Below are 12494 nucleotides of genomic sequence, written 5' to 3'. Positions count from 1 at the left end.
CGGCCGAAGCCGCCTCAGCCGCGATTTTAACCAGATCGTTCATTCCGGCCCAAGCCCCGCAGCACGCGAGAGCCGGCGGCCGGCCCGGTGGCTAGTCTGGATCGATTCCGGCCGGCCCGGCAATCGGGCATTCCATCGGGCCATTCATCGTACGTCCCCTCGGCCCTCGCGCCTGGGCCCGCCGCCCCACCCCACGCCGCCGGCGCCTAGTGCTAACCCCGAAAACGATCGATGATCGCACGGAATTGAACGATAATCGCGCTCCGGCGTGCAACCGCGCATTGTGGCAACGCGGCCGCGCCCCTATGCTGCGTGCAATTTCCGTCGCGACGACAGCCAGGCGCGGCGGCACGCATCGGCCGGCGGCGCCTCGCGCCGGCCCCGGGATACCAGGAGACACCCATGACACCCGCTTACGATTCACTCGATCAGGCCGGCGCGCAACGCGCGCGCAGCCAGGCCCGCAAGGCGGCGCTCGGCAGTTTCGTCGGCGCCGTGGTCGACTGGTACGACTTCCTGCTGTACGGGATCGTCGCCGCGCTGGTGTTCAACGCCGCGTTCTTTCCGAAGGTCAGCCCCACCATGGGCACGCTCGCCGCGTTCGCCACGTTCGGCGTCGGCTTCCTGTTCCGGCCGCTCGGCGGCGTGGTGTTCGGCCACTACGGCGACCGGCTCGGCCGCAAGCGCATGCTGGTGGTGACGGTGATGATGATGGGCGTGTCGACGGTGGCGATCGGCCTGCTGCCGACCTTCGCCAGCATCGGCTGGTGGGCGCCGGTGCTGCTGGTGCTGCTGCGCGCGCTGCAGGGCTTCGCGGTGGGCGGCGAATGGGGCGGCGCGGCGCTGATGGCCGTGGAAAGCGCCCCGGCCAGGCGCAAGGCGTTCTACAGCAGCGGCGTGCAGGTGGGCTACGGCGTGGGCCTCGTGCTGGCCACCGGCATCGTCTCGCTGCTGAGCCACACGCTCGGCGACGACGCGTTTCGCGCCTGGGCCTGGCGCATCCCGTTCCTGGCCAGCGTGGTACTGGTGCTGATCGGCCTGTGGGTTCGGTCGAGCATGGACGAATCGCAGGAGTTCGTGGAGAAGGTCGAGCACGGCCACCGCAAGCTGAAGATGCCGGTGCTCGAAGCGCTCTCGCGCCATCCGCGCGCGTTCCTCTACATCGTCGCGCTGCGGCTCGCCGAGCTGTTCACGATGTACATCGTCACGGCGTTCGCACTCAGCTATTCCACCGCGAACCTCGGCATGTCGCGCGAGCTGTTCCTGAACATCGGCCTGCTGGTGGGCGCGATCAGCTGCGTGACGATCCCCTGCTTCGCCTGGCTGGCCGACCGCTTCGGCCTGCGCCGCGTCTACATCACCGGCGCGCTGATCGGGCTCGCCTCGGCGGTGCCGTTCTTCGTCGCGCTGGAAGCGCGCGCCACGGTCTGGATCGTGATCTTCGCGGTGATGCTGGCCAACATCGCGCACGACATGGTGGTGAGCGTCCAGCAGCCGCTGTTCACCGAGCTGTTCGGCGCCGAGTACCGCTACAGCGGCGCGGGCGTCGGCTACCAGTTCGCGAGCGTGGTCGGCGGCGGCTTCACGCCGTTCATCGCGGTGGCGCTGGTCAGCGTCGGCGGCGGCTCGTGGCACCTGGTGGCCGGCTACCTCGCGCTCGGCTGCCTGATCTCGGTGCTGGTCGCCGCGCGCATGCGTCCGGCCTGAACGCCGCCGGCGACGGCGGCCGCCGACTCGCCCGTGGGCGCGGCGGCCGGCCCCGCCTTCCGTTCCGATGAAGAAAACCCCTCTCGACAAGCGCGACTGGATCGCCGGCCTCGAAAAAGGCCTGATGATCCTCGAGGCGTTCGACAGCGAACACGCGCGCATGACGCCGACCCAGGCGGCCGCGCGCACCGGCCTCACGCGCACCGCCGCGCGGCGCTACCTGCTCACGCTCGAATCGCTCGGCTACGTCCACACCGACGGCAAGCTCTACGGCCTCACCCCGCGCGTGCTGCGAGTGGGCTGGTCGTACTTCGACTCGGCGCGGCTGCCGCGCATGGTGCAGCCCTATCTGCAGCAGCTCAGCGCGACGCTGAACGAGTCGGCCTACGTCAGCGTGCTCGACGACTGGGAACTGGTGGTGATCGCGCGCAACGGCGTGTCGCGCGTGATGACCACCGGCTTCGTGCTCGGCGCGCGCGTGCCGGCGCCGCTGGCCTCGGCCGGCGTGGTGCTGCTCGCGCACCGCCACGCCGCCGCCGAGGTGGCCGCCTGGCTCGACACCACCGAGCTGCCGCCCTACACGCCGCATACGCTGACCAACAAGACGCGGCTGCAGCAGACCATCGCGCAGGCGCGCGAGGACGGCTACGCGCTGATCGAGCAGCAGCTGCAGGTGGGCGTGCGCGGCATCGCGGTGCCGCTGAAGAACCGCCAGGGCGAGGTGGTGGCCGCGCTCAGCACCAACATGCCGATCGGCGGCGAGGCGCCGGCGGCGGCGCTCGCGCGCGTGCTGCCGCCGCTGCAGGAAACGGCGCTGGCGATGCTGAACGTGCTGTGACGGCGGCGCGGCGCATGCGCGGGCGCAATCCGAGATTGATCGGCACGATCGGTGATCCAGACAGGCGGTTCGACACGCTTCCATATCTTAATGACGAGCCGGTCCGCGTCGATAAATCCAGCGCTAGACTACGCGATGGTGGGGCCATCCGTCAGGGTTCACCCTCGCCACGACGAAGCAGCGTTCCGCAACGTCGATAGCCGCTACCGCACAGGCCGCTCGGGGTAAGGCCAGCGGAATTCAAAAAAATCTCGACCGTCTTCGGCAGTTCTCGTCTCACGAATCATCCACCCAGCCAGATGCGCATCCGTTTCGATGCGGGGTTTCCGGCGCGGTCACGCCCATCGCTACGTCAACACGGCACGGGCTCGAATCCAGGACGAAGCCGCCGTGACAGTCGCACTGGAGAGACCATGTCCAAAACAGCCTGTTTCACCGCCGTCGGCGCACTGCTGATCAACGGCGCTTTCGTGCCACCCGCGTTTTCCCAGGATTCGGCCTGCACCGTGTCGCAGCAAGGTCAGTCGTTCGTCCTGCAAGCGATGGATGCCAAGGGCAAGCCGTTGTCCGACATCGCCGACGGCTACCACCTGTCGGTCACGGTCAACGGCGACGCTTCCGGGCCGGCGGCACCTCACGCCCAAACTGCCCAATCGGTCGACGTACTCGTGGACACCGGCTCGACCGCCCTGGCGGTGCCGGCCTGGAAGATCGGCAATTTCCCCGCCAACCCCGAGAACGATACGTCCGGCGTCGTGATCTCCAATCTGCAGAAATACGGCTATTCCAGCAGCGAGAACAACTACTACGGTTACGTGATCCAGGCTTCGGTGAAGGTACGGGGTGCCGGCAGCCCGTCGTTCGAGGCCAGGGACGTGCAGGTCTTCGCCATCACGAAGACCTGCGGCACGGGTAACGTCTGTACGCCCCTCACGTCGAAGAGCGCCAAGCAGCCGGGCATGATGGGCGTGGGCTTCCAGCCGCCGAAGTTGACGGTCGACGTGGCCGGCGGCCAGCCGCAACCGGCCACGCATACCAACGTGTTCGCGCAGGTTCCCGGCGTGCAGACGCAAGGCTGGATCTTCTCGACGGACGGCCGGATCGTGGTCGGCCTCAACAGCGCGACGGCAGCGAACTTTTCAGGCTGGGCGCCGATGGTCCAGGCAAGCAGCGGCGGGCTGTCGCCCGCGGGCTGTGTCTATGTGACGGAGCCGAACCAATCGAAACCCCGGAAGCTTTGCGGCACCATCCTGGTGGATACCGGCATGACGGCGATGAACATGTGGGTCAACAGCGGCGAGACCGGGCAAGATCCGTTCTGCGCCTCCCCGCCGACGTCTAAGGCCGGCTTCAATGGCGCCCCCCTGTCGGCCTCGTCCACGGTCGCGATCCAGTCGCCGCGCCAGTCGCCGATCCTCGACTATTCGTTCACGGCCGGCGCCGGCAGCAAGACGGGGACGGGGACGCCGACGGGCACCTACTGCTCCAACGTGACGGGACAGACCAATCCCGACGTCGCCCAGAACGCCCACTTCAACATCGGGCGCATGCCGCTCCAGGTCTACAGCCTCGCCCGCAACCAGACCTGCGGCACCTACGCGTTCCTCAAGGGTCCGATCCAGATCCAGAAATAGCGCGTCCGGGCCGGCGCGGCGACACCGGCGCGGTCATGGTCGATCTGCCGCTGCCGCGCGGTGTCGCCGTGGCGACCACGACAGCCGGCCTGCAGCGCCGCGCTGCGCATCAGCCGCTCGGGCCGGCGCTCGGACACCGTGGCGCGGCTCGGCGGCGACGAGTTCGGCGTGATCCTGCCCGGCATCGCCGGCCGCTCCGACGCGCAGCGCCGGAGCGAGCGGATGACGGAGGCGGTGGCCGAGCCGTTCGAGTTCGAAGGCCGGCGGCTCGACCTCGGCGTCAGCGTCGGCATCGCGATCCTGCCCGACGACGGCGTCGAGATGACGGGCCTGATCGACCACGCGGACCAGGCGATGTACGAAACCAAGCGGCGGCGCAAGGCGGGCGGCGCGGAGCACGGCGACAGCCGCTGAAGCGCGGAGGCTGGCCGCCAGGCCCGACAGCGGCCATCGCCCCCGCCCCTCCGCGTCTTTGCCGATGGCAAGCGGCGCCATTGCGCCTAAGATGAGGGCCCGGCCGGCGCGCGCCGCCGTCCGGTTCCGATCTCCGATCCATTCCAGCGCGGCGCGCGAGCGCCGCCTCCGCGGGAGCGAACATGGCCTTTCCGACCAGCGTCAACGACCAGATCACCGACTCCATCAGCGAGGCCAACCTGAAAGTACTCGGCGACGCGCCGGCCATGGCGATGGGCAACCTGTTCGTCGCCACCGCGCAGGCGCTCGCGAACGCGGCCCACAACGCGACCAGCAACCAGCAGCAGAGCAACATTACCGCGCAGGCCGCGACCGTCATGGGCGTGGCCACGCTCTACTCGATCGACACGGCCTCCACCGGCGTCGCGACCACCGACATCCTGAACGCCGCCGGCTACCACCACGGCCACTGAACGCAGCACGCGGAGCCTCCCACACCATGACCGTCATCATCGCCGGCCGCAGCATCGCGCACGCCGACCATCTCACCGAACCCACGCGGCTCGCCCTCTCGTTCGTCGACGGCGGCGCCGACTGGCTGGCCTGGGCCGGCACGACGCACACGGCGCGCTACGAGTACCCCGACGAAACGCGCTTCCTCGACGGCGTGCAGCAGGGCCTGCATGCGTCGCCGTTCGCGCTGCTGCCGCGGCTCGGCCTCCTGCTGAGCCCGGTCAAGCTGCTCACGCTCGACCTCGCCGACGTGCGCACGCTGGCCCGCGCCGAGGCCGGCGACGATTCGGTCGCCGTCGCCGCGCGGGCGCATGCCATCCTCGCCGCGCACCGGATCGTCACGCAGGACGACCTGCGCGCCGGCACCGCGTTCCTCGAGCAGCTCGGCGTGGCCTCGGCACCGCTGTTCCAGGCCATCGGCATGGCCGACGGCCTCGTGCTGGCCGGGCTGCCGGCGCTGACGGCGCCGCCGGAATGGCGGCGCGAGGCGGCCGGCTTCGCGGTGCGCCACGCACGCACGATCCCCGAATACGGCGACCTGTATCGGCTCCATCTGGACCGCGCGGCCCAGCTGGGCGACGGCGCCACGGCCCTCGAGCGCGACGCGGCGGCCGGCGCCGCGCTGGCCGCGCTGCTGCCGGCCCTCTACGGCGCGCTCGACTGCCCGCAGGTGGAGACGCTGATCGGCCCGCCGGCGGTGGCCGCGGTGGTGGCCGGATGGCTCGCGAACGGGCGCCTGCTCGGCTTCCCGCGCCTGTCGCTCGGCGCGCAGCAGATCGTGCGGCACGGCGCCTATCACGGCGAGACGGGCGACGCGGCGCGGCACGTGGTGGACCACTACCTGCGCGCGGCGGCCGGGTTCCTGGCCGGGCATCCGGTCGAGCGCGGCGTGATGGGACAGGACGGCGCGACCTGCGCGTTCCCGATCGAGGGCGCGACGCAGCACGCCGTGCTGCGGCTCGGCCACGACGGCCTGATCTCGCTGGCCGCGTTCGGCCCGCGACCGGTGGCGGCCGGTGTCCGCTGAAGCGCCGCGCGCGGGCACCGCGGCGCGTGTGCCCTCGCCCTTGCCGCCTCGTCACTGCAGCATGAAGGTCTCGTACTCGAGCGTGTCGAGCTTGCGGTCCAGCCAGTAGAGGCTCGCCAGCATCACCACGAACAGCGCGCCGGCGAAGCCGTAGCCGTAGGCGGCCGGGCTCGAGGCCAGCGTCAGCGCGGTCAGCGCCACGTTCAGCAGCACGAAGCCGCCCACCAGCCACAGCACGATGCGCCGCTTGTCGAGGTAGAAGAACACGTTGATCACGCCCATGAACACCACCTGCATGCTGGCGGCGATCACGTCGATGTAGAGCAGCGGCAGGTACAGCGTGGGGATGTGCAGCCAGTGCAGCAGCGTGGGCGCCGCCGCGAACAGCAGCAGCGCGGCCATCGCCTGGATCTTGAGGATCTCCCACACGCCGTCGCGCAGCGCCTCCACCATCGCGCGCTGCATGCGCTCGATGTGCTGCAGCGAGGCGCCGCCGCGCACCGCGTCGTAGAACGCGTCGTAGTACTCGACGAAATCGGTCTCGATGCGCAGCAGGAACACCGCCATGCCCGGGATGATCGCGAGGTAGGCGAGAAACACCGGGATGTCGTAGATGATCGACGCTCGCAGCGGCCCGATCACCGGCTGCCCGGTGCCGGTCGTGTACCAGAACATGAACTTGTCGATCCAGATGCCGAGGTTGTAGAGGAACCCGATCAGCATCAGCGACGGATAGCGGTAGCGCTTCTCGAAGATCTCGAACGAGATGAAGCGATCGCTCTCGAAGTCGCGGTAGATCAGCCCGAGCAGGCCGCACAGCAGCAGCGTCTGGCCCGCCACGAAGCCGGCCAGCAGGCCCGCGAGGCCGAAGCCGTCGAGCGCCAGCGCGGCCACCGTGGTGACCGCGTAGCCGACGAAGAACACCACGATGATCGCCACGTAGCGCTTCATGCCCGACAGGAAGATGGTGGCGATCCAGATGTTGCCCATCACCACGAAGCCGGCCAGCATCAGCAGCCGGTAGGCGGCGGTCTGCCCGCCGAACGCGAACAGCACCACCAGCGCGCCCGCCACGGCCGACACCACCGTCACCACCGCCATCACGGCGTGGAAGTTCGGCAGCACGAGGTCGCGGCGCTTCTCGAACAGGCGGTCCGAGGTGAAGCGCGTGTACCAGAGCTGCAGCGGCCCGGTCAGCACCAGCGACACGGCGATCAGGTAGGTCACCGATACCTGGAACTGCGTGACGGCGCCGTTGGGCTGCACGAACGGCACGCTCAGCACGCCGATCAGCAGGATCCCGACGATCGACAGCACCCACGGCCCGGCGCCGATCAGCCCCGCGTAGGTGTAGGCCTGCATCAGCCCCGTCAGCGTGTTGCGACGGAGCATCTTGCGCAGTTCGAATCCGATTCCGGCCATGGTTCGCCGCTCCCCTCAACGCGTCGTGGAGACGGCCGCGCCGTCCGCGGCCGGCCGGGTTTCGGCGGCCATCAGGCGCCGGTACAGCGTGCGGTACGAATCGATCATCTGGTCCTGCGTGTAGTAGCGCTCGACGCGCGCCACGCCGGCGGCCTGCGCCGCGTGCCAGTTGGCGTCGTCGAACAGGTCGAGGGCGGCCTCGGCCAGCGCGCGCGGGTCGGCGATCTGCACCACGCGCCCGGCCGCGCCGAGCGCGGCGTCCTCGCCGGGCAGCCCTTCGATCAGCTGGCGGCACGAGCCGACGTCGGTGGTCACCGACGGCACGCCGGCCGCGAAGCCTTCCAGCACCACCAGCGGCAGCGCCTCCGAGATCGAGCTGAGCACCAGCAGCCCGCACCTGGGCAGCAGCTCGTCGATCTTCTGGAAGCCGAGGAACTTCACCTTGTCCTTCAGCCCGAGGCTGTCCACCAGCGCGCGGCATTCCTGCGCGTAGGCCAGATCCTCGTCCTCGGGGCCGGCGATCCAGGCCTCGGCGTCGGGCATCCGGCGCAGCACGGTCAGCATCGCGCGGATGAAGGTCTTGATGTCCTTGATCGGCACCACGCGGCCGATCAGGCACAGCGTCTTCGGCACTTCGGCCGCGCGGCGCTCGCGCAGCGGCGCGAGGCGCCCGAGGTTCACGCCGTTCGGGATCGTGCCGGTGCGCGGCGCCGGCGCGCCGTCGAGGATCTGGCGCTGCCGGTTGCCCTCGTAGAGCGCGATGATGTCGTCGGCCGCGTCGTAGCAGGCACGCCCGAGCGCCTGGAAGAAGCGCACCCACAGGTCGCGGAAGTAGCCGACCTGCGAGACGTCGCGCTCGAAGATGCTGCGGTTGTCGCGGATCCACTCGCTCTGGAACAGGTCGATCTTGCGTTCCTTGGTGTAGATGCCGTGCTCGGACACCAGCAGCGGGCGCCCGGTGCGGTAATGCGCGAGCGCGCCGAGGAAGCCCGCGTAGCCGGTGGACACGGTATGCAGCACCTTGCCCGCCGGCAGCCCCTCGGCCACGCGCGCGAGCTGCCAGAGCGGCTTGTGCATGATCCGCACGGTCCAGAAATAGTCGACGAACGACGGATCGGTGCAGCGCGCGCGGTATTGCTCGGTCAGGTAATCCCAGGCTTCCTTCGAATAGAGGAACGCGTCCTCGGCCAGCGCGCCGCCCGGCTTCAGGTCGGCCAGCATCTGCTTGAGCAGCTGCGCGCCCACCGTGCGCAGCGCCGGGTTGCGCATGGTCTCGTGCAGCCTGGCCGAGCGCGCGAACGCGTCGGCGTCGCCGCCCATCTTCTTCACGAGCGGCGGCGGCGCGAAATCGTAGAGATAGTGGTTCTCCAGATGCACCACGTTGTCGGGCAGCACGTAGTGCTGCTTGACGTAGTCCTGCGGGCGGCTGCCGAGGAAGCACAGCGCGAAGCTCTGCTCGGGGAACGCGCGGATCATCTGGTTGACCCAGCTCGACACGCCGCCGCTCACGTAGGGGAACGTCCCTTCGAGCAGCAGCAGCACGTCGGCGGAGGCGGCGCGCGGCAGCGCGGGGGGGATCGGTGTCGACATCAGATCAGTCATCCGCTTGGTCATCGGCATGCGGCGCCGGCACGGCCGCGGCCGGCTGCCAGAATTCGAGCGCGGCGCGCAGCGCGGGCGGCACGCCGCTCGCTTCCATCGCGCCGAGCAGGCTCGCGACGCGCGCGAAATCGCGCCGCCAGTAGGCGGACTCGGCCAGGTACGGCAGCAGGCGGTCGCGCGGGAAGCCGCTGTCGATCGCGCGCTGCAGCAGCGCGTCGGCCGCGTCCAGGTCGCGGCGCAGCAGCGCGAGCCGCCCGCGCAGGCGCCACAGCGCGGCGTCGTCGGGGAGCAGCGCGAGCGCGGCCTCGGCGAAGCGGTCGGCCTGCGCGATCGCGTTGTCGTAGACGTCGCCCGTCACCAGCTGCTGGTAGATCAGTTCGCCGTACAGCTCGGCGAGCACCTTGTTGACGCCGGCGCGTTCGGCCGCCGGCCGCGCGGCGGCGTCGGGAGCGCCGGGCGCGTCCATCGCCTCCAGCGCCGCGCGCTCGGCGGTGATGCGCTGGGTCAGCGCCTTTTCCTTGCTTTCGAGGCTGCCGTAGGCGAGCAGGCGGATGTCGTCGAGCGGATCGGCCAGCATCTCCTGCAGGATCGGCGAGACGGTGCGCACCGGCAGCGACTGCATCGCGAGCAGCGCGGTCATGCGGAAATCGACGCTGGCCTCGGCGTTGCGCAGCTCGGCCTTCAGGCGCGCGCCGCGCCCATACGAGACCGAGCCGATCAGGTACTCGGCGAACTCGGGTTCCTCCACCGTGGTCACCGCCAGGCTCGCGCGGTTGGCCGGCAGCACGCGCGAGAGCGCGAACGCGCCGAGCGTGCAGATCACGCCGCCGAACGGCACCGCGAAGTTCAGGAAACCGAGCAGCACGAGGCCGCGCGCGGTGGCGGGCCGCAGCGCGCGCGGCAGCAGCCGCGCGCTGCCGGCCGTGATCAGCAGCGCGGCCACCGCCAGCAGCGCCAGGCAGATCGCCACCAGCCGCGTGTTGGCGGCCACCGCCGCGGCCGACGCCTCGGCCGCCACCGGCAGGCCGGAGAGCCATTGCGCCGACGGGTCCGGCAGGCTGCGCGCGGTCAGCAGCCACGCATACACCTGCAGCGCCAGGCCGAGCACCACCAGCAGCACGGCCAGCACGGCGCCCGCCGCGTCGCGGCCGCGCGCGGCCGGGGCCGGGGCCGGTGTGCCCGGTGCGCCGGGCTGGCGCGGCTCAGCCGGCGACACCGCAGTGCTCCATCAGCTTGACGAGCGGACGCATCGGCTCCTCGGCCGGCACGTTCATCGAATAGACGGCCACGTGCGCGCCCTCGAAATCGACGCCGAACTGCGCGCGCAGGTTGTCCTCGATCCGCATCAGGTAGCCGTCCACGCCGCTCGTGCCCGACAGCGGCATCAGCGTCAGCACGGCACGGCGGCGCGTGCCGACGATCTCCCATTGCGAGTCGAGCGCGCGGCGCGTGCGCACCACGTGCTCGCAGAGCGCGGCGCCGCGTTCGTCGCTGTCGAACACCAGCGTGACGACGGCCGACAGCACGCCCGAGTCGCGGCGCAGGTGGACGAGGCGCGCGTAGTCGAGCGCGAAGCGGTGCGGGCAGTCGGGAAACGCGGCTAGCATCTCGCGCGTGACCTCGGCGTGGCGCACGCCGTCCGCGTAGAAGTTGCAGAGCACCAGCAGGAACTGCAGGTTGTCGCGCGTGAGCGCGAGGAACGGCATGCGCTCGATCGCCATCACGCCCACCGGCGCGCCCTTCACGTCCAGCAGCGGCACGCAGGCCAGATAGCGGCTGCCGATCGAGGCGGCCGCGTCGCCGCGCGCCTCCACGTGGACCAGCGTGCGCGTCTCGATCGCCTCGCGCACCAGCGGGTCGTTGGCGTCGAGCGGCGCGGCGCCGCCGATCGCGGCGGCGCTCTCGGCGGCCGGCGCGCCGTGCCGCCATGCGTGGACGCTCGCCACTTCGAGCTGCACGGCCTGCGCGGCCGCGTCGAGGAACGCCTGCGCGCCGCGCAGCGCGACGTCGCCCTGCTCGGCCGCCGACGGCGTGGCGTCGAACACCACCGCGCGCAGCCGCGCGAGCGAATCGCGCAGCGTGGCCGGGCGGCTCAGCAGATCCTGTTCGAGCCGCTCGTGCGAGAGCCGCAGCATGAACTGGTTGCGCGTCAGGATCGACAGGCGCTCGGACAGGTAATCGTTGGCGATGCGGTTCTGGCGCAGCCGCGCGATCCAGATGTCGCCGAACTGGCCGGTCAGCAGCGTGAGCAGGAAGCCGCCGAAGAAGAAGCCCATCGGGAACGGCCGCACGAAGGTGGTCTCGCCCACGAAGGTGGCCGCGCCGCCCACCGCGGCGACCGGCACCGGCACGGCCGGATACAGCAGATACCAGGCGGCCAGCACCACGAAGCCGGACACGAGGCCCGATACCGAGCCGTAGCGCAGCGCGATCACCACCGGCGCGAGCCAGATCCAGCCGAAGCCGGCATGGATCAGCAGCGGATCGTCGGCCGCGAACGCGCGGCACAGCGCGATCACCACCAGCGTGAAGACCAGCGTCTCGACCAGCGCGATCACGCGCCGCCGCGGCGAGCGATCCGGCGGCGCGATCAGCGCGCTCCACCATGCGGCCGCGCCGGTGGCGCGCACGGTCCGCGCCTGCGCGCCACGCTTGCCGGGCTCGCCCGACCCCGTTGCCTGCGTATTCATGCCCACCGCCTGATCGATGTCGAAGTCCGCTTCATCGCGCGCACCACCCGGCCGCCACCGCTCAACGGCCGAGCGGCGCGAGCAGCTCGCGCTCGAGCTTCTGGGCCACGCCCGACACCGCGTCGCGGCTCCAGCCGGTGCGGCTGCCGGTGCTGGTCCAGACGATCTTGCCGGTCTGCACGTCGATCACGTCGAAGGTCAGGCCCACGGCCGGCTCGCCGTCCACGCCCACCTTGTAGCGCCACTCGTTGACCGCGCCGGTCAGCGCGTAGTGGATGTTCTGCTGGCGCGCCCAGTTCAGCGCGTTCTGCTGCGCGTCGGGCTTGGCCGGATCGAACAGCGTCTCGTCGTCGCCGCCGCCCGGGTACGGCACCACGTTCTGGTAGCCGTAGGTGCGCAGCAGGCTCTGCGCGATCGAGCCGGCGCGCTGGCCGGCCTGCGGCGTCTCGGTGTGGTTCGCGATCGGCAGGACGGTCCAGGCCTCGCCCTTCGAGGCCGGCACCGCCGCGCTGCGGTCGACCACCGCGCAGCCGCCGAGCGCCGCCGCGGCGAGCGTCGCCGTGCAGACCAGCGCGGCCGCCCGGAAGCGCCGCGATGCGTGGTTCGTGTTCATGCGTTTCTCCTCAGATTGCGTGTGATGCTGCGTG

General features: G+C 70.7%; 11 protein-coding genes. 6 read left to right on the top strand and 5 right to left on the bottom strand.

All coding sequences use genetic code 11. From position 1 onward, the window contains the following. Positions 1–402 precede the first annotated feature (402 nt). The 6 genes from shiA (at position 403) to BpN12_RS06675 (ending at position 6133) form a co-directional block, all read left to right on the top strand. Positions 403–1707 carry a shikimate transporter gene (gene shiA / locus BpN12_RS06700; protein ID WP_246794498.1) on the top strand — a complete coding sequence of 435 codons (1305 nt, stop codon included), beginning with the start codon at positions 403–405 and terminating at the stop codon, positions 1705–1707. 67 nt (positions 1708–1774) lie between these two features. Then, positions 1775–2545, top strand: a complete 771-nt coding sequence (locus tag BpN12_RS06695) for an IclR family transcriptional regulator domain-containing protein (RefSeq protein WP_246794497.1) — start codon at positions 1775–1777, stop codon at positions 2543–2545. 413 nt (positions 2546–2958) lie between these two features. Further along, positions 2959–4179, top strand: coding sequence for a hypothetical protein (locus BpN12_RS06690; RefSeq protein WP_246794496.1), 1221 nt, complete (start codon positions 2959–2961; stop codon positions 4177–4179). 60 nt (positions 4180–4239) lie between these two features. Continuing rightward, positions 4240–4593 carry a diguanylate cyclase domain-containing protein gene (locus BpN12_RS06685; protein ID WP_342346201.1) on the top strand — a complete coding sequence of 118 codons (354 nt, stop codon included), beginning with the start codon at positions 4240–4242 and terminating at the stop codon, positions 4591–4593. A 182-nt stretch (positions 4594–4775) separates the two neighbouring features. Continuing rightward, on the top strand, positions 4776–5066 hold the full coding sequence (locus tag BpN12_RS06680) for a RebB family R body protein (protein ID WP_246794495.1): 291 nt from the start codon (positions 4776–4778) through the stop codon (positions 5064–5066). A 26-nt stretch (positions 5067–5092) separates the two neighbouring features. Continuing rightward, positions 5093–6133 (top strand): hypothetical protein, encoded by a 1041-nt coding sequence (locus BpN12_RS06675; RefSeq protein ID WP_246794494.1) that lies wholly within the window; start codon positions 5093–5095, stop codon positions 6131–6133. 51 nt (positions 6134–6184) lie between these two features. Here the strand turns inward: BpN12_RS06675 and pelG are convergent, their stop codons facing one another. The 5 genes from pelG to BpN12_RS06650 form a co-directional block, all read right to left on the bottom strand. Beyond that, positions 6185–7555: an exopolysaccharide Pel transporter PelG gene (gene pelG / locus BpN12_RS06670; protein ID WP_246794493.1), complete on the bottom strand. Its 1371-nt coding sequence runs from the start codon at positions 7553–7555 to the stop codon at positions 6185–6187. Positions 7556–7570: 15 nt separating this feature from the next. Next, positions 7571–9145 (bottom strand): GT4 family glycosyltransferase PelF, encoded by a 1575-nt coding sequence (gene pelF, locus BpN12_RS06665; RefSeq protein ID WP_246794492.1) that lies wholly within the window; start codon positions 9143–9145, stop codon positions 7571–7573. A gap of 4 nt (positions 9146–9149) precedes the next feature. Beyond that, positions 9150–10373, bottom strand: coding sequence for a sugar ABC transporter permease (locus BpN12_RS06660; RefSeq protein ID WP_246794491.1), 1224 nt, complete (start codon positions 10371–10373; stop codon positions 9150–9152). Beyond that, on the bottom strand, positions 10360–11847 hold the full coding sequence (locus tag BpN12_RS06655) for a PelD GGDEF domain-containing protein (protein WP_246794490.1): 1488 nt from the start codon (positions 11845–11847) through the stop codon (positions 10360–10362). The genes BpN12_RS06660 and BpN12_RS06655 overlap by 14 nt, the downstream gene beginning before the upstream one ends. Positions 11848–11908: 61 nt before the next feature. Then, positions 11909–12460 (bottom strand): penicillin-binding protein activator LpoB, encoded by a 552-nt coding sequence (locus tag BpN12_RS06650; RefSeq protein WP_246794489.1) that lies wholly within the window; start codon positions 12458–12460, stop codon positions 11909–11911. Between the last annotated feature and the right edge of the window lie 34 nt (positions 12461–12494).

This window comes from Burkholderia perseverans (assembly GCF_022870505.1).
GTDB classification, from domain to species: domain Bacteria; phylum Pseudomonadota; class Gammaproteobacteria; order Burkholderiales; family Burkholderiaceae; genus Burkholderia; species Burkholderia plantarii.
This window is presented reverse-complemented; position numbering and strand designations above follow the sequence as displayed.

Bases quoted from the DNA above. Each gene is read 5' to 3' on its own strand.
- pelG (WP_246794493.1), bottom strand. From the start codon at position 7,555: ATGGCCGGAATCGGATTCGAACTGCGCAAGATGCTCCGTCGCAACACG.
- BpN12_RS06675 (WP_246794494.1), top strand. From the start codon at position 5,093: ATGACCGTCATCATCGCCGGCCGCAGCATCGCGCACGCCGACCATCTC.
- BpN12_RS06650 (WP_246794489.1), bottom strand. From the start codon at position 12,460: ATGAACACGAACCACGCATCGCGGCGCTTCCGGGCGGCCGCGCTGGTC.
- pelF (WP_246794492.1), bottom strand. From the start codon at position 9,145: ATGTCGACACCGATCCCCCCCGCGCTGCCGCGCGCCGCCTCCGCCGAC.
- BpN12_RS06655 (WP_246794490.1), bottom strand. From the start codon at position 11,847: ATGAATACGCAGGCAACGGGGTCGGGCGAGCCCGGCAAGCGTGGCGCG.
- BpN12_RS06695 (WP_246794497.1), top strand. From the start codon at position 1,775: ATGAAGAAAACCCCTCTCGACAAGCGCGACTGGATCGCCGGCCTCGAA.
- BpN12_RS06690 (WP_246794496.1), top strand. From the start codon at position 2,959: ATGTCCAAAACAGCCTGTTTCACCGCCGTCGGCGCACTGCTGATCAAC.
- shiA (WP_246794498.1), top strand. From the start codon at position 403: ATGACACCCGCTTACGATTCACTCGATCAGGCCGGCGCGCAACGCGCG.
- BpN12_RS06680 (WP_246794495.1), top strand. From the start codon at position 4,776: ATGGCCTTTCCGACCAGCGTCAACGACCAGATCACCGACTCCATCAGC.